We start from the raw sequence: 24304 nt of genomic DNA on the forward strand, positions 1-24304 counted from the left end.
CGGTCAGCCCGGAGGCTTTGGCCGAAAAGCCTGCGTCCCGCTAGGTCTGCTTGGCGTTGACGATGGAGATCGCGGCGGTGGAGGTGTCGTCCGAGCCCTTGGCATCGGCGTCGTTGCCTGCGCCGGGCTGTGGCTCGACCGGAATGGGGGTTACGTGCACTGCAGGCTGCACCGGCACGGGAAGGACGCTAACGGCGGGCTCGGCCGGCACGGGAACAACCGTAACGGCCGGCACCCCGGCCAAGGGGCCGCCGTCGGCCGGGCCGACCCCGGAAGCGCCCTCGGTGGAACCAGCCACTGCGGAGGATCCCGCCGGCGGCGTTGCGGTCCCCGCGGCAACCGCGGGGGAGGGCAGGGGCTCCACGCTGATGGGCTGCCCGCCGTGCTCGGCGATATCGCTGGCCAGGGTTTCGAGCATGCCTTCAGCCTCGGCAACCATGCCGGGATCTCCGGCGGCGATCCCCTTCACCAAGTACTGGGCCAGGGCGAATTCCGCAGAAAGTGCCGCCCTGCGCAGCAGATGGTTGTCCGGAGTGTCCCGGCGGCTGGCTGTGTAGCCGGCCAGGACCGCGTCCACGAAGTCCTGCTCGTTGGACGCCACCAGCCAGGCAAAGTCGTCCGCAGGGTCACCAATGCGAAGATCGGTCCACCCGGTGACGGCCGTGACGCGCTGGCCCTCCACCAGAAGGTTGTCCTCGTGCAGGTCGCCGTGGACCACACACGGATTGAAGCGCCACAGGGACACGTCCTCAAGGGCGTGTTCCCAGCGCAGCAGCAGGGCCGGCGGAATCTTCCCGGTAGTGGCTGCCTGGTCCAGTTCATTCAGCCGGCGCTGGCGGAACTCGTTGGGGGTGTAGCTGGGCAGGTCGGCGTTGCTGACCAAAGCCCGGGGCAGGTCATGGATAGCGGCCAGGGCCACCCCGATTTCCCGGGCCAGGGTCTCCGGGCCCGCGGTGAGTTCCTCAACACTGCGGGTGCTGCCGGCAAGGTGCGAGTAGACAAACGTGCTCAGGGTTCCCAGCCGGACGCTGCCGGCTACCGTGGGCATCAGGAAGGGAAGTTCGGCACGGATACCGGGGGCGAAAGCCCGCAGTACCAGGAACTCGGTTTCCAGCCTGGCACTGGCCTCCGCGTGCCGCGGCGACCGCACCCGCCAGCGCTTGCCCTCGGAATCCAGGAGCAGGGCTGAGTCGAAGTCCGCGGGATCATCCGGGGCAGAGCTAACGGCCGTTGGGGTCAGTCCGGGGACTGCCGCGGTTGCGACGGCTGCCAGTTCAATCGGTTTTCTTCTCACCGTTCCACGGTAGATTGCCCGCCGTCCAAGACACCGGTCTGACGGCGGCGAGTCTTCAGATACATCCAAATCTGGGTACCCCGGAGGAGGTCCGCGGCCCGCCCGGAAATGGGCATTGTCGGTCCCAGTCAGTACGGTGGACTCATGAGCCATGCGGAGTTTGCCACACCGGTCCATCAGGGGGTGCCGGCACTGCTGCCGGCGAACCACCTCCGGGACACCTTGCTTCCCGTCCCGCCAGCCTTGGTAGACCGGGGATCTGTTGTGCGGGCCAGGCCCGGCATGGTGGAGGAGCTCCTGGCACGGACTGAAACCCTGGCCATTGTCCTTTCCGGCCGGCAGGGACTGGTGCAGGGCAGCGGCCTTTTCACTGCCGGCGCCAAGGCGATGCTGGAGGGCCTGTCAGCGGCCGCGGTGACTCCGGAGCTTGTGGTCTACCTGGGCTCAGCCCTGCCGGGCGCGGACCTTCCTGCCGGCACCGAGCTGCTGCTGTTTGTCCTTCCGGAGGCCGTTAAGCCGGGCACCGCGGGCATCCCCGCCGACGCGGCATGGGCCGGGTTCCGTGATGTGGCGGCCGGCCTGAGCACAACGGACACTGCGTTGTTCGTGGAGGCAAGCGCCATCACCAACTGGCACGCCGGCCACACCCACTGCCCGCGCTGCGGGACGCCCACGCTGGTTGAAGCGGGCGGTTGGGTACGCCGGTGCCCCGCGGATTCGTCGGAACATTATCCGCGCACGGATCCCGCAATCATCGTCACCGTGGTGGGCCCGGATGGCCGGGTGCTGCTGGGCGGCGGCGGTGCTCCCGACGCAAAAAACTACTCAACCCTGGCGGGGTTCGTTGAGCCCGGAGAATCACTGGAGCAGGCAGTGGTGAGGGAAGTCCTTGAGGAAGTGGGAGTGCGTGTCACCGCCTGCCAATACCTCGGTTCGCAGTCCTGGCCCTTCCCCGCCTCCCTTATGCTTGGATTTACCGCCGTCACCGAAGATGCCGAGGCAACGCCCGACGGCGTGGAGGTCACCAGGGCGCGCTGGTTCAGCCGGGAGGAACTCCAGGACGCCGTGCTCAGCGGTGAGATTACCATTTCCAGCAGGCTCTCCATCGCGCGGGCGCTCATTGAGCACTGGTTCGGCGGGCGGATCGAGGACCGCCCCGCCGCCTGACACCCATATCCACCAGACTCCAAGCATTCGGTAGTCGAGACACAAAAGCAGCAGAAGTGACTACAGAGCATATTGACGGAGCAGCCTCGCTCGAGGACCGCATCCTTGGCGGATTGGACGCCGAACAGCGCGAGGTGGCCAGCACCCTGAACGGCCCGCTGTGCGTTCTCGCCGGCGCCGGGACGGGGAAGACCCGCGCCATCACCCACCGCATCGCCTACGGCGTGCATTCCGGCGTCTACTCCCCGCAACGGCTGCTGGCCGTGACGTTTACGGCGCGGGCCGCCGCCGAGATGAGGAGCCGGCTGCGGGACCTCGGGGCCGGCAACGTCCAGGCCCGCACCTTCCACGCTGCCGCCCTCCGCCAGCTCCAGTTCTTTTGGCCGCAGGCTGTTGGCGGCACATTGCCCAACCTTTTGGACCACAAGGCGCAGATGCTCGCCGAGGCGGCCAGGCGCTTGCGGCTCAGTACGGACCGGGCGTCCATCCGGGACCTGGCGTCCGAGATTGAGTGGGCAAAGGTCTCCATGCTGACCCCGGCCAACTACCTGGAAAACGCGCAGGGAAGGGGAACCCCGGGCGGTTTCGACCTCACCGCGGTGGCCCGGGTGTTCCAGGCCTACGAGGACGTCAAGACGGACCGCAACGTCATCGACTTCGAGGACGTGCTGCTGATCACCGTCGGGATCCTCCAGGAGGATGAGAAGGTGGCTGCCACCGTCCGCGAGCAGTACCGGCACTTTGTGGTTGATGAGTACCAGGACGTGTCCCCGCTGCAGCAGCGGCTCCTGGAACTGTGGCTTGGCGGCCGCGACGAACTGTGCGTCGTGGGCGACGCCAGCCAGACCATCTATTCCTTCACCGGCGCGTCGCCCCGGCATCTCCTCGACTTCAAGGCCCGCTATCCTCAGGCCAACGTGGTCAAGCTGATCAGGGACTACCGCTCCACACCGCAGGTGGTGAAGCTGGCGAACGATCTGCTGGCGGGGCGGCGGAGCGGCGGACCGGCTGCCGACGCCGCCTGGGCAACGCCCCTGCAGCTTGTGGCACAGCGGCCTGCCGGCCCGGCGCCCCATTTCACGGAGTGCTCAGATGACGAAGCGGAGGCCGCTACCGTCGCCCAGAAGATCAAGGTCCTTCTCGACGCCGGCACTCCCGCCAGCGAGGTGGCGATCCTGTTCCGCACCAACGGCCAGTCCGAAGCCTACGAGCAGGCCCTTGCCGCAGCGGGGATCGGGTACCAGCTGCGTGGAGGGGAACGCTTCTTCGCGCGTAAAGAGGTCCGGGACGCCATTCTCCAGCTGAGGGCGGCAACCAGGGCAGTATCGGAGACCGATTCGCCGGAACCCCTTGGCCAGCTTGTCCGCGATATTGTCTCCTCCCTCGGTTACACGGATTCCGCTCCCCACAGCGGCGGGGCGCTGCGGGAGCGCTGGGAATCCCTGGCGGCACTCGTGGCCCTTGCCGATGAACTCGTGCAGGTCCGGGGCGCACAGTTCGGACTGGCGGATTTCGTCAATGAACTCCAGGAACGTTCACTGGCCCAGCATGCGCCGACTGTCCAGGGGGTGACGCTGGCATCCCTGCACGCCGCCAAGGGCCTGGAATGGGATGCGGTTTTCCTGGTGGGGCTCAGTGAAGGCCTGATGCCTATCTCCTTCGCCGACTCGCCCGAGTCCGTCGACGAGGAACGCCGGCTCCTGTACGTCGGGATCACCCGGGCGCGCGAGCACCTGTCGCTCTCCTGGAGCACGGCCCGCACGCCCGGCGGCCGCGCCAACCGCAAGCCGTCCCGGTTCCTCGACGGCCTGCGGCCGGATTCCGTGGTGAGCTCACACACGCGCGGCAAGGGCGCGGCACCCCGCCGGAAAGCAGCGGCCCCCGCCCTGTGCAGGGTCTGCGGAAGCATGCTCGCAACCGGGGCGGAACGCAAGGTGGGACGCTGCAATGCCTGCCCGCCTACATACGAGGAACAGACCTTCGACGCGCTAAGGACCTGGCGCCGCGAAGTGGCACTGTCCGCCGAGGTCCCGGCTTTCGTGGTCTTCACAGATGCAACGCTCACAGCCATCGCCGAGGCCCGGCCTGCGTCCCTGGAAGAACTCGCCGGACTTGCCGGGGTGGGCCCCTCCAAGCTGGAAAAGTACGGGGAAGACGTCCTTCGGGTCCTGACGGAAAGCACGTCCCTGTGACCCGGTCTCCAGGGCCGCGGAACCGGCGTGACGGGGCCCCTGGTGCCGGCCTCACCACGGCTGACGGTGCTCCCGTGGAGGTCAGGCGTTCCGCCCGCCGCACGCGCACCGTGGCAGCCTTCTGGGAAAACGGGACCGCCGTTGTTGCCATCCCGGCCCGCTTCACGGCTGCACAGGAAAGCGAGTGGGTGCACCGCATGCTGGCAAAGCTGCAGCGCCAGGGGGAGCGGCGCGCCGCAGCAGGCAGGAAACGTCCCGCCTCGGACGCAGCCCTCGCGGCGCACGCCGCGCACCTTTCGGCGCACTACCTGGGCGGACGGGCTGTCCCCACGTCAGTGCGCTGGGTCAGCAACCAAAACTCGCGGTGGGGATCAGCCACCCCGGCGGACGGGACCATCCGCCTCTCGGACAAGCTCCGCCCCATGCCGCAATGGGTCATCGACTACGTGCTGCTCCACGAACTCGCCCACCTCCTGGTGGCCGCACACAACGCCGCTTTCTGGAAGCTGCTGGAGGCCTACCCGGAGACCCAGCGCGCCAAGGCATTTCTTGAAGGCGTCTCCTTCGCCACCGCACGCGGCCTCACGGACAACGGAGGGGGAGGCGGCGTGCCGGAGCAGGAACCCTGGCCGAACGACGCCGACTAGGCCCCACCCGGCGGCCACCGCAGGACTTAGCCCTTCGGCTGGTTGTCCCCGCCGTCGTCGTCCTGTGAATCTTCGTCCTTGTCCGTCCCCGCGTCTTTCCCGGCATCCGTGCCCGGCGCCTCGTCGAAACCGCCGCTGAGCAGTTTCTGCAGGGCATCATCCACTTCGCTGTCGCTGGCTTCGGCCAGTTTGCGGCGCCCGCTGAAGCCCTTGGGATCGTCCAGGTCCTCCGCGGTGGGCAGCAGGTCCGGGTGGTGCCAGATGGCGTCGCGTCCCTCGATGCCGCGCTCTTCCTTCAGGGTGGCCCACAGCGTGGCGGCGTCACGCAGCCGCCGGGGACGCAGTTCCAGGCCCACCAGTGAAGCGAAGGCGTGTTCGGCAGGGCCTCCCGTGGCGCGGCGGCGCCGCACGGTTTCGCGCAGCGCACCGGCGGAGGGCAGCATCTTTTCGGTCGCCGCGGCCGTGAGTTCGTCCACCCAGCCCTCCACGAGGGCGAGTGCTGTTTCCAGCTTCTCCAGGGCCTGTTCCTGGGCAGGGGTCCGCTGGGGCATAAAGACGCCCTGGGACAGGGCCTCCTGGATCCCTTCGGGGTTGCTCGGGTCCAGGTCCCGGGCCAATTCCTCGATGCGCGAGGTGTCGATGTGGATGCCGCGCGCATAGGCTTCGATAGCGCCGAGCAGGTGCCCCCGCAGCCAGGGAACCTGGACGAAAAGGCGGGCATGGGCCGCTTCGCGAACGGCGAGGAAGAGCCGGATGTCGTTTTCAGGCAGGGACAGGCCCTCGCCGAACGCGGCAACGTTCGCCGGCAGCAGCGCCATTTCAAGGTCGGCAAGGGGCACGCCGATATCCGTGGAACTGACCACGTCGGCGGAGAGGGCACCGATGGCCTGGCCCAGCTGCATGCCGAAGATGGCTCCGCCCATGTTCTGGAGCATGGAGGAAGCGCCGCCCATCATGGACTTCATCTCCTCGGGCATCTGCTCCGTCATGGCGGATGAAAGCGCGTTGGCGATGCTGTTGGCCACGGGTTCCGTCAGCCTTTTCCAGGTGCCCAGGGTGGCCTCGACCCATTCCGCGCGGGACCAGGCCCGGCCGATCAGGCCGGTGGCCGGCAGGTCAGTGACAGGGTCCAGCCACAGTTCCGCCAGGCGGAGGGCCTCGTCCACGTCACGCGACTGCTGGGAGGTTACCGATGGGTCCGAGCTGCTTGCTGCCACGCGCCGTGCATTGTCGTGGGCCAGCGTCCAGTTGACGGGCCCCTCGGACGGCGCGCTCATCATGGCCTGCACCTGGGAGAACATCTGGGCCAGCAGGTTGGGGTCGTTCGGCAGGCCGGCGGCCTTGGCGAGTTCGGCGGGGTCGAAATTTTCCATCCCCTTGCCGCCCATCAGGCTCTGCAGCATCTCGGTCAACGGATCCTTGGGGGTATCGTCGCCGTTGGACGGATTAAGTGGATTGGAGGTCATGATCCCGCCGATCGTCGGTGTGACTGTTGATCAACCTTCACGGTACCCCGGCCATGGTCGGCTGTCTGCCGCACTGCGTTGTCGTTCGCTGTAGGCAAAGAGCTGTCCCTGTCTGCCACCGCGTAGTGTTGGTGGGGTGACTACAACCCGTGGCGGCTACCCCTCCGAGGACCACGCCCCTGAGCTTCCCCACGATGGCTTTTCCTGGGAAAAAGACGCCGGCATAACGGCCGACGGCGGGACCGCACCTGAAGAGGCCGGCACACCGCCGCGGGACCCGCGGGTGTCCACCATGATGCTGGCAGGCATGGCCGCGCTGGGCCTTGGAATCGGCGTCGCCACGATTCCCGTCCCCTATGTTGTGGAATCACCCGGCCCCACGTACAACACGCTGGGGCAAAGCCAGGGAACCCCGGTCATCAAAGTCACCGGCCGGGAATCGTACCCCGCTGTCGGGAACCTCGACCTGACCACCGTGTACGTCGCCGGCGGCCCCAACGGGCCAGTCAGCATTATCGGTGCCTTTTCAGCCTGGCTGGACCGGACCAAGGCCGTCCACCCGGTGGAGCTCCTCTATCCCACGGGGACCACCCGGCAGGAAGCCGAGGAACAAAGCGCCGTGGCCATGACCACCTCGCAGGAGAACGCCGTGGCCTCGGCACTCAACGAGCTGGACATCCCTTTCGGCCAGCAGCTTCAGGCAGCGGACCTTTCCGAAGGATCGGCGTCGGCGGGCAAGATCCAGCCCGGGGACATCCTGAAATCCATCAACGGCAAGGACATCACCGCGCTGTCCGTCATCCAGGAGGAACTGGCCGCGGGCAACGGTGCCGCCGCCACCGTCGTCCTGGAGCGCGAAGGGCAGCCGGTAACCGAAACCATCACCCCGAAGGACAACGGCCAAGGCCGGTTCATCCTCGGTGTCATGCTCAAGTATCTGTTCACTTTCCCCTTTGACGTGGAGATCTCCCTGGAGAAGGTTGGCGGTCCGTCCGCCGGCCTGATGTTCTCGCTCGGCATTATCGACACCGTCACCCCCGGCGACCTGACCGGCGGCAAGCACATCGCAGGGACCGGCACCATTACCCCGGACGGGGCGGTAGGGCCCATCGGCGGGATCGGGCAGAAGATGCAGGCTGCCCGCGCCGGGGGAGCCACCCTGTTCCTGGCGCCCGCCGCCAACTGCGAGCAGGTGGCAGGGCACATCCCCGACGGCCTGCAGGTGGTACGGGTCGAGAACCTGGCAGAGGCAAGGGCCGCCGTCGAACGTGCCGGCACCGGCCAGGACACATCCGGCCTGCCGGGCTGCACAAACAACTAGACTGGGCGCAACTAGACTCGACAGGAACTAAGCTTTACCGCCACTCGTGGCAATTATGACGGGCAAAACCAGCCGTTTGACCGGTGGAGTTCGTCGCTCGCACGCACGCTTCGAATATCTGACGACCAGCTATGAGGTACCCAGTTTGTCCCGTCCCGCCAGCACCATGTCCACAGGCAGACCCCCATCACGGCGCGGCGCACTGACGCCCACCCTGATCGTCGTTGCCCTCGTGGTTGTGGGCTTCATCTTCTTCGCCAATGTCTGGACCGATGTCCTCTGGTACCGGCAGCTGGGCTTCATTGAAGTCTTCGTCACCGAGAACCTGGCCAGGATCGGCATCTTCGCGGCCGGATTCGCCTTGATGTTCGCTGCCGTGTTCTTCGCGATCCGCATCGCCTACCAGGCCCGGCCCGTGTACGCTCCGGACTCCGACATCCGCGACAACCTCAACCGGTACCAGGCCCAGCTGGAACCCGTCCGCCGGGTGGTCATGGTGGGCCTGCCGGTCCTCTTCGGGCTCTTCGCAGGCAGCGCAGCCGCAAGCCAGTGGCAAAAAGTCCTGCTGTTCTTCAACCAGGAGGGCTTTGGCAAGAGAGACCCCGAATTCGACATGGACATCAGCTTCTACCTGATGGTCCTGCCGTTCCTTGGGTTCGTCACCGGCTTCCTGATCAGCGTTGTGGTCATCGCGGGCATCGCGGGCATCCTCACGCACTACCTCTACGGCAGCATCCGCTTGATGGAACGCGGCGTGTTCACGAGCCGCGCAGCCCAGATCCACATCGCCGTCACCGGTGCCGCCTTCCTGGTGCTGCTGGGCGTGAACTTCTGGCTGGACCGTTTCTCCGCCGTGCAGAGCAACAATGGCCGCTGGGCCGGTGCCCTTTACACGGACGTCAACGCCGTCATCCCCACCAAGGCCATCCTGGCCGTGGCCGCCGTGCTCGTTGCCATCCTGTTCGTCGTCGCGGCCGTCATCGGACGCTGGCGCCTGCCGGTCATCGGCACCGCCATGCTGGTGATCACCTCCATTCTCGCCGGCGGCGTCTACCCCTGGGTCATCCAGCAGTTCCAGGTGCGGCCCTCCGAGGAAACGCTGGAAAAGGAATTCATCCAGCGCAACATCGACAACACCCGCAGCGCCTACGGCCTGGACACCATCCAGGTGAGCCGCTACGACGCCACCAACACCGCAAGCACCGGCGCCCTCGCGCCGGACGCCCAGACCACCGCGAACATCCGCCTGCTGGACCCGAACCTGATCTCCGACGCGTTCTCCCAACTCGAGCAGTACCGCCCGTACTACCAGTTCCCCGAAGCCCTGAACGTTGACCGCTACGAAGTGGACGGCAAGATCCAGGACACCGTGATCGCGGTCCGCGAGCTGAACCCCACGAACGTTGCCACAAACCAGCAGGGCTGGCTCAACCAGCACGTGGTGTACACGCACGGCTACGGCGTCGTGGCGGCAAAGGGCAACAAGTTCACCGTGGACGGCAAGCCCGAGTTCCTCCAGTCCGGCATCCCCTCCACGGGTGTGCTCGGCGATGATTCAAGCTACGAGCCCCGGATCTACTTCGGCGAATCGTCCCCGGACTACTCGATAGTAGGCGCGCCGGACGGTGCCCCCGCCCGTGAGCAGGACAGGCCGTCCGGCCGCGAGGGCGAAGGGGAAACCCAGTACACGTTCCAAGGCAACGGCGGGCCCAACGTGGGCAGCTTCTTCAACAAGGTCCTGTACTCCATCAAGTTCCAGTCGTCGGACCTGCTGCTCTCGGACGGCGTGAACCCCGAGTCGCAGATCCTGTACGACCGCAACCCCCGCGATCGCGTCGAGAAGGTTGCGCCCTACCTGACGGTTGACGGCAACGCCTACCCGGCAGTGGTGGACGGCCGCGTCAAGTGGATCGTGGACGGCTACACCACCAGCCAGTACTACCCGTACTCGCAGCAGGAACAGCTGTCGGATGCCACCGCGGACTCCCAGACCACGTCAGGCCGGGCGGTTGCCCTGCCCAACAGCACGGTCAACTACATCCGGAACTCGGTTAAGGCCACGGTGGACGCCTATGACGGGTCCGTCACTCTGTACGCCTGGGATGACCAGGACCCGCTGCTGAAGGCCTGGCAGAAGGTGTTCCCCACTTCACTGAAGCCTTATTCGGAGATGTCGGGCGACGTCATGAGCCACGTCCGCTACCCGGAGGACCTGTTCAAGGTCCAGCGCCAGCTTCTGGGTGAGTACCACGTCACCGATCCCTCCAGCTTCTACAAGACCAACGACGCCTGGAGCGTTCCCGCGGATCCCACCGTGGACACGGACGTCAAGCAGCCGCCGTTCTACATGTCGCTGCAGATGCCGGACCAGGACAAGCCCGCGTTCCAGCTGACGTCCTCCTTCATTCCGCAGATCGTCAACGGCAACGCACGCAACGTCCTCTACGGCTTCCTGGCAGCGGACTCGGATGCCGGCAACCAGGCAGGTGTCAAGGCCGAAAGCTACGGCAAGCTCCGGCTGCTGCAGATCCCGCCGGAGATCCAGGTCCCCGGCCCGGGCCAGGCGCAGAACAAGTTCAACTCCGATCCCACGGTGTCGCAGGCCCTCAACCTGCTGCGCCAGGGTGCCTCGGACGTATTGAACGGCAACCTGCTGACACTGCCTGTGGGCGGCGGCATCCTGTACGTCCAGCCGGTCTACCTCAAGTCCACCGGTGAGACGTCGTACCCCACTCTGCAGCGCGTCCTGGTGGCCTTCGGTGACAAGGTGGGCTTCGCGCCCACGCTGGATGAGGCGCTGAAGCAACTCTTCGGCGGTGACTCCGGTGCTGCCGCCGGCGACTCGGACAACAACGGTCAGACCCCGGCTGATCCCGGGGCCCCGGCTGCTCCTCCCGGGGGAGCGGACGCCAAGGCGGACCTGAAGGCGGCACTGGAGGAAGCCAACGCGGCGATCCAGGCAGGGCAGGCAGCACTGGCCGCCGGTGACTTCGCTGCCTACGGCGAGGCCCAGAAGCGGATCCAGGCTGCGCTGCAAAGGGCTGTGGACGCCGAGGCCAAGATCCCGGTAGCAGCCCCGGAGGCCACCCCGGCGCCGGCAGCTACTGCCACGCCTGAAGCTACGCCGTCGCCTTCAGCGAGCAGCTAGATCCGACGACGGCGGCCCGGCATCTGCCCCTTTGCGGGCGGGTGCCGGGCCGGCGTAACGGAGATCACGCCGCTTCGATTTGGCCGGATGTTCACCGGCCGGTAAAGTAGTTCTTGCGACGCGGGGTGGAGCAGTTCGGTAGCTCGCTGGGCTCATAACCCAGAGGTCACAGGTTCAAATCCTGTCCCCGCAACTGGCGAAAGGCCCGGACACTGGAAACAGTGTCCGGGCCTTTCTGTTTAACCCAAAACGAACGTCCTAACCCCAATGCCGATGCCGGATCCGGGTAGGGGTCAGCGGCCGGAAGGGGTCCCTCCGTGGACCCGTTTCGGCGCCGGAGTGCAGGGTGGAAAAACCTGCCGCGAAAATAGGGTAGTGTTGTTTCAGCGACGCGGGGTGGAGCAGTTCGGTAGCTCGCTGGGCTCATAACCCAGAGGTCACAGGTTCAAATCCTGTCCCCGCAACTATGTGAAGACCCCGTACGGCAGATATGCCGGACGGGGTCTTCTTTTTCCTTGGATACGGGTAGTTCCTAGTATTCTCTTTCGCAGAGCCTCACGCGCAGTGAGTACTTGGCCAGTCATTCTCGAGAGGAATGTTGTTCGATGTCCACACCCACGAAGAAGCCCGGCACCGCCGCGGGTAAGCGGTCCCGACTCTACTGGGGGGTGCCCGCCGTCCTCGTGGCGCTGGTCCTGGTGGTACTGCTTGCCAAGTGGCTGATGGGGCTGCCGGCTGTTGCCTCCTTCGTGACGGACTACCCGGGCCACTCGGAGCTTCCCGACAATGCTCCGGTGGGTTTTCCGGCCTGGCTGGCCTGGCAGCACTTCCTGAATGCGTTCTTCCTGCTACTGATCATCCGCACCGGCTGGCAGGTGCGCACCACCACCCGTCCCAGCGGGCACTGGACCCGCAACAACAAGGGCCTGATCCGGACCAAAAACGCGCCCACCAAGATCAGCCTGGAACTGTGGTTCCACCTGACCCTGGACGCGCTGTGGATCCTCAACGGGCTCGTGTTCGCGGTCCTGCTCTTCGCCACCGGACAGTGGATGCGCATCGTCCCCACGAGCTGGGACGTGTTCCCGAACGCCCTCTCGGCGGCCCTGCAGTATGCGTCGCTCAACTGGCCAACGGAGAACGGCTGGATCAACTACAACGCGCTGCAGCTGCTGGCCTACTTCGCCACGGTTTTCATCGCCGCGCCGCTTGCGTTCATCACCGGCCTCCGGATGTCCTCGGCCTGGCCCAAAAAGGCCGCCGGCCTCAACAAGGCGTTCCCCATCGAATGGGCCCGCGCCGTCCACTTCCCGGTAATGATCTACTTCGTGGCCTTCATCGTGGTGCACGTCTTCCTGGTGCTGGCCACCGGCGCGCTGCGCAACCTCAACCACATGTACGGCGTGCGTGACGACGACGGCTGGTTCGGCTTCTGGGTCTTCGTTGCCTCGGTGGTGGTCATGGTGGCGGCCTGGTTCCTTGCCCGTCCGATCTTCCTGCGGCCCATTGCTTCCCTGATGGGCAAGGTCAGCCGCTAACCCGCCTGGGAATCTTTAAGCCTCTGGTAAGCCTCCAGGGCGCGCTCCCTCGATTCGGGCAATTCAACGAGGGGGGCCGGGTACTCCGGCACACCGGCCTTCCACGGTTCATGAATGGCCTTGGCGTCAAGGCCGGCAAGCTCAGGGACGAACTCACGGAGGTAAGCCCCGGCGGCGTCGAATTTCCTGCTCTGCGTTACCGGGTTGAAGATCCGGTAGTAGGGCGAGGCATCGGCGCCCGACCCTGCCACCCATTGCCAGTTGGCAGGGTTGCTGGCGGCATCTGCGTCCACGAGGGTGTCCCAGAACCATTCCTCCCCGATGCGCCAGTCAGCCAGCAGGTTCTTGACCAGGAACGAGGCAGCGGCCATCCGGACGCGGTTGTGCATCCAGCCGGTCTGCCAGAGCTGGCGCATGCCGGCGTCCACGAGCGGATAGCCCGTGCGCCCCTGCTGCCACGCCTGCAGTTCCTCCTTGCCGAGGGACTGCCACTCAAACCGGTCGAACTCGGCCCGGTAGTTGCGGGTGGCAAGGTGCGGGTTCGCATACAGCAGGTGCCAGCAGAACTCCCGCCAGCCAAGTTCCGAACGGAAAATCGCGACGTCGGCCGGCACCTTGTGCGGGAACCGCCGGCGTATTTCCCGCCACACCCGGAAGGGACTCACTTCGCCGAACCTCAGGTGCGGCGAGAGCCGGCTGGTCCCTTCGGCACCGGGAATGTTCCTCCCCGTGCCGTAGTCTTCGGCTGGTCCGGCAAGGAAGTCCTCCAGCCGGTGCAGCGCGCCGTCTTCACCGGGCTCCCAGGTGTCAGCCAGGCCGCCGCTCCAATCGGGGGAGGAGGGCAGCAGCTGCCAGCTGTCCAGGTCGTCGCCCTGCGGCAGGCGGCCCTTCGGAGCGGCAGGTGACGGCAGGCTGCGGGGAGGCTCCAGGGGGTCGCGGACTTCATGGCCCGCCAGGCAGGTACGCCAGAACGGCGTAAACACCTTGTACGGTCCACCGGCACCTGTGCGCACCGTCCATGGCTCGAACAGCAGGTTTGCCTGGTAGCTCGATGCTTCCAGCCCGTTGTCCGCTGCCCAGGCCTTGACGGCGGCGTCCACGGTGCGCTCCGGAAGGCCGTAGCGCCGGTTCCAGAAAAAATGGCCAGCGCCGGTTTCAGACGCCAATTCCCTGATCGTGTCTGCCGCGGGACCGCGGCGGAGAAGCAGGCGCGAGCCCTTGGCTTCAAGCGATCCGGACAGCGCCGCCAGGGAATGGTGCAGCCACCAGCGTGCCGCCCCTCCCAGAGCACGGATTCCCTCTGACTCCTCGTCCAGGATGTACACCACCGTCAGGGGGAGCCCGAGTGCGGCAGCCTCAGACAACGCAGGGTTGTCGTCCAAACGAAGATCGTCACGCAGCCACACCAGGGACGTCACATCGGAAGAAGACATGCCACCACGCTACACACCTGCGGCATGGGTAAGGGCCGGAGCTTCCGGCCCCGGCCCTTACCCAACGCCCTTCACGAGGGCTGCTTCTGCTATCCGTCAGAGCTTGTCGTAGTCGATTTCAGTCGTGGTGGATTCATCGGAGTTGGCAGAGCCGGCTGCGCCGATGGCAGGCTTTGAGGCGCCGCCCGACTTCAACGCGGCCAGGCGGGCTTCAATCTCCACCTGCTCACCAAGGTCCTCGAGCTGGTTGAACTGCGCATCGAGGCTTGACGCCGCCAGTTCCTGCTGCCCACGGACCTTCGCCTCTTCCCGGCGGATCTTCTCCTCGAAGCGGCCCACCTCGCTGGTGGGGTCCATGATGTCAATGCTCTTGATGGCGTCGTGGACCTGCGACTGCGCAGCCGCGGTCTTGGAGCGGGCCACCAGTTCGTTGCGCTTGCTGGTCAGCTGGTTGAGCTTGCCCTTCATCTGGTCCAGGCCGGTCTTCAGCTTGTCCACTACTTCCCGCTGGGAAGCGATGCTCGGTTCGGCGCCCTTGGCCTCATTTTCGGCGGCCATCTGCCGCTGCAGGGCAACCTTGGCCAGGTTGTCGAACTTTTCGGCATCCGTCACATTGCCGTTGGCACGGTATTCATCGGCCTTACGGGAAGCGGCAAGTGCCTTGTTTCCCCAGTCGCGCGAGTTCTTGACATCCTCGTTGTAGTCGTCCTCGAGCATGCGGAGGTTGCCGATGGTCTGTGCGACGGCGGACTCCGCTTCGGCGATGTTGTTGGTGTAGTCCCGGACCATCTGGTCCAGCATCTTCTGCGGGTCCTCAGCGTTATCCAGCAAGGAGTTGATATTTGCCTTTGCCAGCTGTGCGACACGGCCGAAAATGGACTGCTTAACCATGGTGTTACCTTTCGTCCTGCTCTGTGATGACCACTGAAATCCGTGAACAGTGGGTGTACTGCTTCTGTCCGCCCGCCGGGACCCCGTCAAACGTCCAATCTGATTGTCAGAAACTTCCCGAGTCTCCTCCGCCGAAGTCTCCGCCACCGAAGTCGCCGCCGCCGAAGTCACCTCCGCCCCAGCCTCCGCCGTCGCTGTGGCCGCCGCCCCAGCCCCCGCCGCCGCCTCCGTTAAGGATGGAGTTGATGAGGATGCCGCCCAGGATGGCGCCGCCGAGGCCGCCACCTCCACCGCCGCCGAACATGCCGCCCCGGCCGTAGCCCTGGTTGGCGTAGCCGTCGAAGTGGTCCACGTCAGCCTGTGCCAGCTGGGCCGCCTGCGCAGCGAGCGCGTGAGCCTGTTGGGCGTAGGTCAATGCAGTGACCGGATCGGTCCGGGCAATGGACAGCGCATAGTCGAGGTTCCGCTGCGACTCTGCCAGCCGGGTGCGCGCCTCGGTGCCCACGCCGCCGCGCCGGGCGGTGATGTAGTCGGACGTTGCACTGATCTGGGCTTGGGCAGACATGATGGTCTGCTGGAGCGATGCCTGCGCACGGCGCGCCTGCTCCTGCTGGTCCCGGATGCCGGTCAGCGCCTGGTCGAGGGACTGATGGGCGGTCTCAACGCGCTGGAGGGTGGCGATCGGATCGATCTTTCCGCCCTGCATCTCCGCTTTCACCTGCCCCAGTGCCGCTTCCACACCTGCCACCGGACCGGCCAGCTCGGGGTGGGCGCCGGACTGGATTATTGCCCTTGCCTGGGCAAGGTCCTGCGAGGTGTCAGCCACTGCTGCCTCGAGGCTGGTCCTCGCTTCGTCCAGATTGGATGAGACCTTGGAGATGGCGTCCAGGAGGACGTTGGTCTGGTGCAGGCTTTCCTCTGCTGCCCGGACGGCCACGGCTGCCAGGCTGCCTTCGCCCTCGCCCAGCTTTTGCTGTGCGGTGGCGGTGGCGTTCTGGACGAAGGCCAGGCGTTCCTTGGCCTGCAGGATGTTGTCGGAGACCTGGGTCAGGGCGCTCTCGGCGTACTTGGCGCGCAGGGTGCCGAGGGACTGCTCCGCACTTGCAATTTTTGCATCTGCTTCACGGGCTCCTGCATTGACGGCTGCGAGTGCCTGCGGGGCGTTCTTCTCGAGCTCCCGCAGGGAATCGAAATCGGCCTTCTGTTCCTGCAGGGATGCCAGGGCGGCTTCCGAACGGCGGATGATCTCGCCAAGCCATGTGCGCTGCTGCTCTTCAGTGTCGGGAATGTGGTCGTCCAACTGCTGCTGCAGCTTGAACGATTCCGTCATGTGGCCTTTGGCTTCGTCCAGGGCCTTGGTGAAGTTGCCAACGGCGGAATCACCGTACTGTGCCTGCGCGAACATCAGTTCCTGCTCGCTGGACTTGATGGCGTCGTCAGCTTCGATCAGCAGGGAGCCGCTCTTCCGGCGCAGTTCCTCAACGCTGAGCGAGGCCAGCGGATCGAGCTCGGCGCCCTGCGGCCCATAGCTGCCTGTCGCTGCCTGGCCGGCTGCTTTCTTGCGCTTGTTGCGGAAGTACAGGTAGGCGCCGGCGCCACCGGCCGCGACAACGCCCGTGCCAACCAGGACGGCAGTGCCGGCTCCGTTATCGGAAGGAACCGTTCCGCTTCCACCACCAGCGGCGTCACCGATGGCCGCTGCGGTGTCAATTGCGGCCTGCGCGAAGTCGGGGTTGCCGCCCGCCAGATTGGCCGTGACGGCGTTTTGACTGATGGCCCCCTGCTTGGGCTTGATGGGACTGGCCGAGTTCAATACGAAGCTGAATTTCCCTTCTTCCGCTATCGCGAGGATGGCGTCGGACCGGCCCATGCTCTTATTCGTCGCTACGGCCTGTGCCCAGGCTGCAGGATCGGCGGGATTGGTGAACGAATCCACGGTCACAACATAGAGATTGTATTTGTGGTCTTTCAGAAGCTTCGAGATCGCTTCCTGCACTTCACCCTTGCGGCTGCCAAGAATGTTGGCGTCGTCCACAATGTTGGTTCCCGAGGGAATGGTCACTGGGTCCTCTGCCCAGGCCGCGCCGGCGGGTACCGCCAGCAGGCCGGTGAGGCCGATGACGGCGAGTATACGTTTGAACTTTGACCGCATGTGCAACCCTTCAGCACGCCTGACACCGATTCGGGACGAATCAGTCGTCTCAGAATCCAGCAGCGCCCCCACGCTTGGTGTGAAGCCGCAGGTCGCTGTGGCAATTCATCTTGATTCTATGGTGCACCCCACAGCCCGTCCATCGGCGGGAATATGCCACCAGCGAAACGCATGCGGGGGCGGCGCACAGGGGAAAAAGGGCCATCAGGAAGCTCTCAGCAAACATCCGAGCTTGTTCCAGCCAATGAGTTCATAGTTAATGCAGACGAGGATGAAAGGAAGTCCCATGACTGAGAACCACACTCCCGGACAGGGCGCCGAGGATAACCGTCCGGGCAACCGGAATCCGTGGCAGCAGCACCCGCAGCCGGGGGAGGGTTCCGCGGAGGCTCAGCATGCGGAAGCCCGCGGTGCGGAGGACGCGGCAAGCCAACGCCTGGCAGCAGGTGACCAGCCCGACGGTGGACACGTCCCGGCTCCTCAGCAGTACCCCACGGAAAGGCTGGACCAGCCGCAGCGGGCGAACCCCACGCAGGAACTCCCCGGAGCTCCCCGCCCCGACTATCCCCAGCGCCAGCCTTTCTACGGCCAGTCCGGGTACTACGGGCAGGGTCAGCAGCATACGCAGCAGTACCCCCAGCACAGTCCCCAGGGCCAGCTGCACAACGGCCATCAGGACATCGGCCAACACAGCGGCCACCAGGCCCAGGGTGCGCATGAATTCCAGGGCGGAGCGGTGGGCCTCGCGCCGAATCCCAAGGATGCCCCGCGGCGGAAAGCCAGCTTCGGCGTCGGCACGCTGGTGGCCAGCATCCTCGCCGCGGGCCTGGTGGGCGGCGGCGTGGCCACGGTGGGCTCCGCTGAATGGTTCGGTACCTCCGGAACCCCGGCCAGCACCAGCAGCAACGCCCAGCCCGGCACCGTCATCGTCAACAACCAGGACTCGGTCAACGAGATCACTGCAGCAGCAGTGAAGGCTTCACCCAGCGTGGTAACCATCAGTGCTTCCACCGGCAGTGCGGGCGGCACCGGTTCGGGCATCGTGCTGGACGACCAGGGACACATCCTCACCAACACCCACGTGGTCACCCTCGACGGCCAGACGGCGAATGCGAACCTTGAGGTCCGCTCGAGTGACGGCCGGGTCATCCCTGCGAAGCTGGTCGGCACGGATCCGTTGTCGGACCTCGCCGTGATCAAGGTGGACGCAGGCTCGGGCCTCACCCCGGCCACCCTTGGCGATTCCGGGAAGCTGAACGTGGGAGACACTGCCATCGCCATCGGCTCTCCGCTGGGTCTCACCGGAACCGTCACCGACGGAATCGTCTCCACCCTCAACAGGACCATCAGTGTTGCGTCGGCAGCTGCCCCCGAAGAGGGGGACAACGCCGAGGGCGACGACGAGGGCGGCTTCCAGTTCGCGCCTCCGGGCGGTGGACAGAGCCAGCAGACTGCAGAACAGGGCCAAATATCCATCAACGTCATCCAGACGGACGCAGCCATCAACCCGGGCAACTCAGGCGGCGCCCTGGTCAACAGCAACGGTGAGATTATCGGCGTCAACGTGGCCATCGCGTCGGCGGGCTCAAGCGCATCCTCCACGAGCGGAAACATCGGCGTCGGCTTCAGCATCCCCATCAACCACGCCAAGCGGGTTGCCCAGGAAATCATCGAGACCGGCAAGGCTTCCCACGGGCAGCTGGGTGTCAGCGTCAAGCCGAAGGGCACGAGCGCGTCCTCAGAGTTCTCTGTAGGCGCGGACGTCGCCACCGTGGAACCGGACTCGGCAGCCGCCAAGGCAGGTATCAGGGTGGGTGACGTGATCACGAGGTTCAACGACCTTGCAGTCGGTGAACCTGAGCAACTGACCGCGGCTGTGCGTGAGCAGCCCGGCGGTTCCAAAGTGAAGATCACCGTCCTGCGCAACGGCCAGGAACAGACGTTCGACGTCACGCTGGGCACTGCAGCGAGCTAAGTGCCGTACGGCGCTAACCGCGAAGCAGCAGTACGACGGCGGCGTCCCCACCTTCGGGCGGGGGCGTCGCCGTCGTTGTTTCCACCTCGTGGGGAAGCCAGGCACCGGCGTCAAGGGAGTGCTGACACAGGCGTTAACGGAAGAGGGCGCAGGGGCGGGCCTATATGGTTAGCTAGGAGCTACCCGTATGCCGGGCATTCCGCGGCCACGACCTCACCCGGCTGGCTGTCCACAAGCATGGAAGGCTGCTGTCAATACAGTGGAAGATACATTGAAGATCATCGTCCTGGTCAAGCATGTACCGGACGCCCAGTTCGACCGTCACCTCAACGGGGAGGGGTACACGACGGACCGCGATGAGAGCATCCTGTCCGAGCTCGACGAATACGCACTCGAGGCGGCACTGCAGCTCGCCGAGGCGCGTGGCGGCAGCAAGGCGGGCAACCAGGTCATCGCCCTGAGCATGGGTCCTGCCGGGGCCGTCAATGCCATCAAGAAGGCACTCCAGATCGGGGCCACCGAGGGGGTCCACCTCACCGATGACGCGCTGGCCGGTTCCGACGCCGCCGCTACATCCCTCGCGTTGGCGGCCACCGTCCGGTACCTGGGCCAGTCCGCACCGGTGGACCTGGTGATCACCGGCATGGCTTCCACCGACGGCGAAACCTCCCTGGTTCCGGCGCAGCTGGCGGAACGGCTTGGCCTGCCACAGGTCACCTTTGCCTCGTCGCTGGAGGTCAGCGGCGGCAGGCTGACGGCGCGGCGCGATGCCGATACGTTCTCCGAAACGGTGGAAGCATCCCTGCCCGCCGTTGTGTCCGTGACGGACCAGATCAATGAGCCCCGGTACCCCAACTTCAAGGGCATCATCGCCGCCAAGCGCAAGAGCATCACCACACTGTCGCTCGCGGACATTGGTGTTGACCAGGCACAGGTGGGCTTCGCCGGGTCCTGGACCAGCATCATCAATGCAGAGGAACGCCCGCCCCGGACCGCGGGCACCATCATCACCGACGAAGGCGATGCCGGCATCAAGCTGGTTGACTTCCTGGCCGCCCAGAAGCTGCTCTAAGAGGGATCACAGACATGGCAAAAGTACTTGTATTCATTGACAACCCGGGCGCTGCCGTCAAAAAGAGCTACCTCGAGCTGCTGACACTGGCACGTTCACTGGGGGAGAGCGCTGTGGCCCTCAACGGGGAGCTTTCCGACGGCGTTGCGGCTGCCTTCGCCGAATACGGCGTCAGCACTGTGGTGCGCCCCTCGGCCCAGGACCTCGACGACTTCCTGGTTGCCCCGAAGGCTGCCTACGTCGCCGCGGCCGCGGAAACCACCGGCGCGGGCATCGTCCTGCTGGACAACTCGCCCGAGGGCAAGGAGATTGCTGCCCGTGTGGCGATCCGGCTGAACGCCGGTGTTATCACCGACGCCATAGCTGTGGACGCGGATGGAACCGCGCACAAGTCCGTCCTGGCCGGCTCCTACAACACTTCCTGCAAGGCCACCACGTCCGTGTCAGTAGTGACCGTTAAGGCCAACAACATCACGGCCGAGCCTGCCACTGCCCCCTCCACGCCGGAAACCGTCACCGTAGAGGTGCCGGCCGCGGCCGCAGCTGCCCGGATCACCGCCCGCGAACAGAAGGTGGCCAGCGGACGGCCCGACCTCACCGACGCCCGGATCGTGGTGGCCGGCGGACGCGGCCTGGACGGCGACTTCGGACCCGTCGAAGAGCTCGCCGACGCACTGGGTGCAGCCGTGGGAGCGTCGCGCGCAGCCACGGACGCAGGCTGGATCAGCCATGACGCACAGGTGGGCCAGACCGGCAAGACCGTGTCCCCCCAGCTCTACATCTCAGCCGGCATCTCCGGGGCCATCCAGCAGAAGGCCGGGATGCAGACCTCCAAGGTCATCGTTGCCGTCAACAAGGACGCGGAGTCGCCGGTCTTCGAGATTGCCGATTTCGGCATCATCGGGGACGTCTTCGATGTGCTGCCGCAGGCTACGGAAGAAATCAAGAAGCGAAAAGGCTGATTCCTTGACTGCCTCCAACGAGCAGGCACAGAGCCCGTTCAACCCGGCCACAGACCGGGTTGGGCGGGTGCTCTGTTTTGCGGCCCACCCGGACGACATCGACTTTGGTGCCGCAGGCACCATCGCCGCCTGGACGGCCGCGGGGGTGCAGGTCAGCTACTGCATCATGACCGACGGCGACGCGGGGGGCTTCGACCCGGCACACCGGGCCAACATCATCGCCATGCGGGACGCCGAACAGCGCCGCGCCGCCGGGCTGGTGGGCGTCACCGACATCCACTACCTTCACCAGCGGGACGGATACCTCGAACCCTCGCACGAGGTGATGCGGGGCGTGGTGAAGCTGATCCGGGAAATCCGTCCCGACGTCGTGCTGTCCATGCATCCGGAACGGAACTGGCGGCGCATCCAGAAGAGCCACCCCGACCACCTGGCGGTGGGCGAGGCCGTCACCCGGGCGGTGTACCCTGCGCTGGAAAACCCCTTCGCCTACCCTGAACTCGCCGAATCAGGGCTTGAAGCCTACAAGCTGCCGTGGCTCTGGCTGTACGCCGGGCCGGAGGAGCGGGAGAACCACTTCGTGGATGTCACCGGGCAGGTGGAAGCCAAGCTGAAGGCGATCCATGTCCACGTCAGCCAGCACCCCGATGTGGAAGCCATGGAGGCAACTGTCCGGCAGGGGATGCGGACAAACGCGGCCCGGGCGGGACTTCCGGAGGGCCGCAGTGCGGAGGCGTTCCACGTTGTTGCCGTCAACGGGCCCGGAACCATCGCCGGCTTCTAGGATCTGTTTCTACATACAAGAACGCCCCGTTTCCTGGCCGGAAACGGGGCGTTCTTCAGCGTGTTGCCGCTTTCCGGCTACGCTCCCAAGGGTGCGGCGGCGACCGTGGGCAGGGTAGGTGACTGGGATCCGCCCACGGGTTCGACGGTTATCCCCAACGCAGCCGCGGAGGAAATGCCCTGCACAACAGCAGGCTTGGACAGGGCTTCCTCGTCCATCAACCCCTGTGACACGGGCGCAGAGCCGTCCTTGGGAATCAGCCACATCTGGTAAACCTTGCCCTCAGGCGGAGCGGGGACGCCATTCATCTTCACCACGGCAGCGTCCTCGGAGGAGGAGATGAGGAGGGTGGCGGTGCCGCCCCCGGACACATCCACCGATGCCTCGCGAAGGTCGCCCGCACGGACCACCTGGTTCAGGGGGTCGTTCTGGTCCGCGAGGTATGACCCCACTCCGACGCCGCCCAATGCGATCGCCGCAGCTGCTGCCACTCCGGCAAGCCAACGGCGGGCACCGGGCCGGCGCCGTTCTTCCCTGCGCTGGCGGGCCTTGGCGAGCTCGTCGCCGGCTACGGGCACGGCAGCGGGGGGAACGGCAGCGGTGGCGCCGGTTTGGGCGTCCGGCAGCAAGTCGTCCCGGTGCACGTCTTCCCGGTGCACGCCGTCCTGGGGCGGCAATTGGGCCACAATCCGGTTGAACAGATCGGCCGGAGGTTCCTCTTCAATGTGGAAAGTTCTGGCCAGCGTCTCGCGCGCCTGCCGCACCCGCTCCTGGAATGCGAGCCGTTCTGCTTCCGGGGCGGTGGAGATGTAATCCTCAATGGCTTGCCGTTCGTGATCCGTCACGGCGTCCAGGGCATACAGCTCAGCCAGGTCAACGGCCCTGCCGGACGCGAGGTCCATGGCAACGGTATCGCCGAACGAGCCGGAGCGGCCGTTGCGCCCATGGTTCATTTCTGTCATCTCAACTCACCCCCAGACAGGTCTTCAATCGGATCAGTCCATCGCGGATGCGGGACTTTATGGTGGGTACTGCCGCGTTCAGCCGTTCTGCGACCTCCCGGTAGGTGAGGCCGCCATAGTATGCGAGGCGTACGGACTCCTGTTGTGTTTCGGTCAAGGTTCCGAGGCAGCGGGCCACGGCTTCAGCTTCCAGCCTGCTTCCCACTTCGTCGGAAACGCTGTCATGATCGATGTCCTGCGTGCTGGCACCGTACTTCGCTTCCCGGTCCGTTGAGGACTGCGAGGACCTGACTTTGTCCACCGCGCGCCGGTGCGAAATAGTCATCAACCAGGACAGCGGGCTTCCTGCCTGGCGGTCGAACTTCGCCGCGTTCTGCCACACCTGCAGGAAGACCTCCTGGGTGGTGTCCTCGCTAAGCTCAGGATCAATCAGCACCCGGCGGGCCATGCCGAACACCCTCCGGGACGTGAGCCGATAGAACTCCGCAAAGGCCGCCTGGTCCCCACGGGCTATGCCTTCCAAAAGGATTACAAGGCGTTGGCTGAGGTCAGCCGGCGGATCGGTTACCGCGGCAGGAGCCTCGGAATGTGGCGCGTTGGGAGTTTCCATTACTTCCAAGCATAAGTCTCCCGGCGGTGAATCCTCAGCAGTGCCTGTGCGGCTGCGGCTTTTGGTCCTGGACCCTGCTTCCAGAAGTGTCACCTGCCGCTCCTCGATCCCGTGAAATGTTCTCAGGAGTGATTCGGGGCTGCTGCATGGGTGGATGGGCGGCGCCGGAAGATTTTTCCCCCGGCCGCCATAGGGAAGGCCTCAGATCCGCGCGCCGGCGAACCCCTGCTGCCGCCACGCCTCGTAGACGGCAATGGAAGCGGCGTTGGCCAGGTTCAGGGAACGCAGGGCAGGCAGCATGGGCAGCCGCACCGTGGCGGTGACGTGGGAGTCCGTTTTCAGTTCCTCCGGGAGGCCCACGGACTCCCGCCCGAACATCAGGACGTCGCCCGGCTGGTACGCGATGTCCGTGTAGCTGGCCGCTCCATCGGAAGTAAACGCATAGACGCGTTCGGGTTGCAGGTGCTGCCAGGCGTCCTCGATGTTCTTATGCACCGTGACCACGGCGAGGTCGTGGTAATCGAGCCCGGCGCGGCGCAGCTTGGCGTCTGAAAAATCGAAACCCAGTGGTTCCACGAGATGCAGCTCAGCCCCGGTGATGGCGGCAAGCCTTATGGCGTTACCTGTATTGCCGGGAATTTCAGGGGCGTGGAAGAGGATGCGGAACACATTCCCATCCTAGCGACCGCA

At 65.7% G+C, this 24304-nt stretch carries 18 protein-coding genes and 2 tRNA genes; 12 read left to right on the forward strand and 8 right to left on the reverse strand.

Annotated elements, in window-relative coordinates; all coding sequences use genetic code 11:
- Positions 1-40 precede the first annotated feature (40 nt).
- A complete protein-coding gene (locus AC5RWA_RS14145; protein ID WP_494058060.1) occupies positions 41-1294 on the reverse strand; it encodes a macrolide 2'-phosphotransferase in 1254 nt (417 codons plus the stop codon).
- A gap of 144 nt (positions 1295-1438) precedes the next feature.
- Here AC5RWA_RS14145 and nudC point away from each other — a divergent pair, with 144 nt between their 5' ends.
- From nudC to AC5RWA_RS14160, 3 genes are read left to right on the forward strand one after another with little or no spacing between them, the layout of a single operon-like run.
- On the forward strand, positions 1439-2461 hold the full coding sequence (nudC, locus tag AC5RWA_RS14150; RefSeq protein WP_476246055.1) for an NAD(+) diphosphatase: 1023 nt from the start codon (positions 1439-1441) through the stop codon (positions 2459-2461).
- 56 nt (positions 2462-2517) lie between these two features.
- Complete coding sequence (locus tag AC5RWA_RS14155) at positions 2518-4653, forward strand: ATP-dependent DNA helicase UvrD2 (RefSeq protein ID WP_494058061.1); 2136 nt, start codon at positions 2518-2520, stop codon at positions 4651-4653.
- Positions 4650-5300: a M48 metallopeptidase family protein gene (locus AC5RWA_RS14160; RefSeq protein WP_494058062.1), complete on the forward strand. Its 651-nt coding sequence runs from the start codon at positions 4650-4652 to the stop codon at positions 5298-5300. The genes AC5RWA_RS14155 and AC5RWA_RS14160 overlap by 4 nt, the downstream gene beginning before the upstream one ends.
- A gap of 26 nt (positions 5301-5326) precedes the next feature.
- Here the strand turns inward: AC5RWA_RS14160 and AC5RWA_RS14165 are convergent, their stop codons facing one another.
- On the reverse strand, positions 5327-6766 hold the full coding sequence (locus AC5RWA_RS14165; RefSeq protein WP_494058063.1) for a zinc-dependent metalloprotease: 1440 nt from the start codon (positions 6764-6766) through the stop codon (positions 5327-5329).
- A 136-nt stretch (positions 6767-6902) separates the two neighbouring features.
- Here AC5RWA_RS14165 and AC5RWA_RS14170 point away from each other — a divergent pair, with 136 nt between their 5' ends.
- From AC5RWA_RS14170 to AC5RWA_RS14190, 5 genes are all read left to right on the forward strand, one after another.
- The gene (locus AC5RWA_RS14170; protein ID WP_494058064.1) at positions 6903-8087 is read left to right on the forward strand and encodes a YlbL family protein; all 1185 of its coding nucleotides are present in this window, start codon (positions 6903-6905) and stop codon (positions 8085-8087) included.
- 166 nt (positions 8088-8253) lie between these two features.
- Positions 8254-11235, forward strand: a complete 2982-nt coding sequence (locus AC5RWA_RS14175) for a UPF0182 family membrane protein (RefSeq protein ID WP_494058065.1) — start codon at positions 8254-8256, stop codon at positions 11233-11235.
- A 119-nt stretch (positions 11236-11354) separates the two neighbouring features.
- Positions 11355-11428 (forward strand) — tRNA-Met (locus AC5RWA_RS14180).
- Between the two features lie 197 nt (positions 11429-11625).
- Positions 11626-11699, forward strand: a tRNA-Met gene (locus tag AC5RWA_RS14185).
- Between the two features lie 141 nt (positions 11700-11840).
- A complete protein-coding gene (locus AC5RWA_RS14190) occupies positions 11841-12773 on the forward strand; it encodes a cytochrome b/b6 domain-containing protein (protein ID WP_494058066.1) in 933 nt (310 codons plus the stop codon).
- Here AC5RWA_RS14190 and AC5RWA_RS14195 read toward each other — a convergent pair.
- From AC5RWA_RS14195 to AC5RWA_RS14205, 3 genes are all read right to left on the reverse strand, one after another.
- Positions 12770-14206 (reverse strand): cryptochrome/photolyase family protein, encoded by a 1437-nt coding sequence (locus tag AC5RWA_RS14195; RefSeq protein WP_494058067.1) that lies wholly within the window; start codon positions 14204-14206, stop codon positions 12770-12772. The two genes, AC5RWA_RS14190 and AC5RWA_RS14195, sit on opposite strands and share 4 nt — an antisense overlap.
- 96 nt (positions 14207-14302) lie before the next feature.
- Positions 14303-15097, reverse strand: coding sequence for a PspA/IM30 family protein (locus AC5RWA_RS14200; protein WP_079597279.1), 795 nt, complete (start codon positions 15095-15097; stop codon positions 14303-14305).
- Between the two features lie 106 nt (positions 15098-15203).
- Positions 15204-17249: a TPM domain-containing protein gene (locus AC5RWA_RS14205; protein WP_494058068.1), complete on the reverse strand. Its 2046-nt coding sequence runs from the start codon at positions 17247-17249 to the stop codon at positions 15204-15206.
- Between the two features lie 286 nt (positions 17250-17535).
- Between AC5RWA_RS14205 and AC5RWA_RS14210 the strand changes: the two genes are divergently transcribed.
- The 4 genes from AC5RWA_RS14210 (at position 17536) to AC5RWA_RS14225 (ending at position 22042) form a co-directional block, all read left to right on the forward strand.
- Positions 17536-19224 carry a S1C family serine protease gene (locus AC5RWA_RS14210; RefSeq protein WP_494058069.1) on the forward strand — a complete coding sequence of 563 codons (1689 nt, stop codon included), beginning with the start codon at positions 17536-17538 and terminating at the stop codon, positions 19222-19224.
- A gap of 271 nt (positions 19225-19495) precedes the next feature.
- Complete coding sequence (locus tag AC5RWA_RS14215) at positions 19496-20296, forward strand: electron transfer flavoprotein subunit beta/FixA family protein (RefSeq protein WP_079597276.1); 801 nt, start codon at positions 19496-19498, stop codon at positions 20294-20296.
- Positions 20297-20310: 14 nt separating this feature from the next.
- Positions 20311-21258 (forward strand): electron transfer flavoprotein subunit alpha/FixB family protein, encoded by a 948-nt coding sequence (locus AC5RWA_RS14220; RefSeq protein WP_079597275.1) that lies wholly within the window; start codon positions 20311-20313, stop codon positions 21256-21258.
- A 4-nt stretch (positions 21259-21262) separates the two neighbouring features.
- Positions 21263-22042, forward strand: a complete 780-nt coding sequence (locus AC5RWA_RS14225) for a PIG-L deacetylase family protein (RefSeq protein WP_079597274.1) — start codon at positions 21263-21265, stop codon at positions 22040-22042.
- A gap of 77 nt (positions 22043-22119) precedes the next feature.
- On the opposite strand, the gene AC5RWA_RS14230 is transcribed toward AC5RWA_RS14225, so the two are convergent.
- From AC5RWA_RS14230 to AC5RWA_RS14240, 3 genes are all read right to left on the reverse strand, one after another.
- Positions 22120-22995, reverse strand: a complete 876-nt coding sequence (locus AC5RWA_RS14230; protein WP_494058152.1) for an anti-sigma factor — start codon at positions 22993-22995, stop codon at positions 22120-22122.
- A 10-nt stretch (positions 22996-23005) separates the two neighbouring features.
- Entirely contained in the window at positions 23006-23614 is a 609-nt protein-coding gene (gene sigK, locus AC5RWA_RS14235; protein WP_079597272.1) for an ECF RNA polymerase sigma factor SigK, read from the reverse strand.
- A 201-nt stretch (positions 23615-23815) separates the two neighbouring features.
- Positions 23816-24283, reverse strand: coding sequence for a tRNA (cytidine(34)-2'-O)-methyltransferase (locus AC5RWA_RS14240; RefSeq protein ID WP_079597271.1), 468 nt, complete (start codon positions 24281-24283; stop codon positions 23816-23818).
- Between the last annotated feature and the right edge of the window lie 21 nt (positions 24284-24304).

This window comes from Arthrobacter sp. 210 2, assembly GCF_059093025.1.

Excerpts from the sequence above, each read along its gene's own strand:
- AC5RWA_RS14220 (WP_079597275.1), top strand. The coding sequence starts at position 20,311 with ATGGCAAAAGTACTTGTATTCATTGACAACCCGGGCGCTGCCGTCAAA.
- nudC (WP_476246055.1), top strand. The coding sequence starts at position 1,439 with ATGAGCCATGCGGAGTTTGCCACACCGGTCCATCAGGGGGTGCCGGCA.
- AC5RWA_RS14190 (WP_494058066.1), top strand. The coding sequence starts at position 11,841 with ATGTCCACACCCACGAAGAAGCCCGGCACCGCCGCGGGTAAGCGGTCC.
- AC5RWA_RS14210 (WP_494058069.1), top strand. The coding sequence starts at position 17,536 with ATGACTGAGAACCACACTCCCGGACAGGGCGCCGAGGATAACCGTCCG.
- AC5RWA_RS14165 (WP_494058063.1), bottom strand. The coding sequence starts at position 6,766 with ATGACCTCCAATCCACTTAATCCGTCCAACGGCGACGATACCCCCAAG.
- AC5RWA_RS14200 (WP_079597279.1), bottom strand. The coding sequence starts at position 15,097 with ATGGTTAAGCAGTCCATTTTCGGCCGTGTCGCACAGCTGGCAAAGGCA.
- sigK (WP_079597272.1), bottom strand. The coding sequence starts at position 23,614 with ATGGAAACTCCCAACGCGCCACATTCCGAGGCTCCTGCCGCGGTAACC.
- AC5RWA_RS14205 (WP_494058068.1), bottom strand. The coding sequence starts at position 17,249 with ATGCGGTCAAAGTTCAAACGTATACTCGCCGTCATCGGCCTCACCGGC.
- AC5RWA_RS14175 (WP_494058065.1), top strand. The coding sequence starts at position 8,254 with ATGTCCACAGGCAGACCCCCATCACGGCGCGGCGCACTGACGCCCACC.
- AC5RWA_RS14230 (WP_494058152.1), bottom strand. The coding sequence starts at position 22,995 with ATGAACCATGGGCGCAACGGCCGCTCCGGCTCGTTCGGCGATACCGTT.
- AC5RWA_RS14195 (WP_494058067.1), bottom strand. The coding sequence starts at position 14,206 with ATGTCTTCTTCCGATGTGACGTCCCTGGTGTGGCTGCGTGACGATCTT.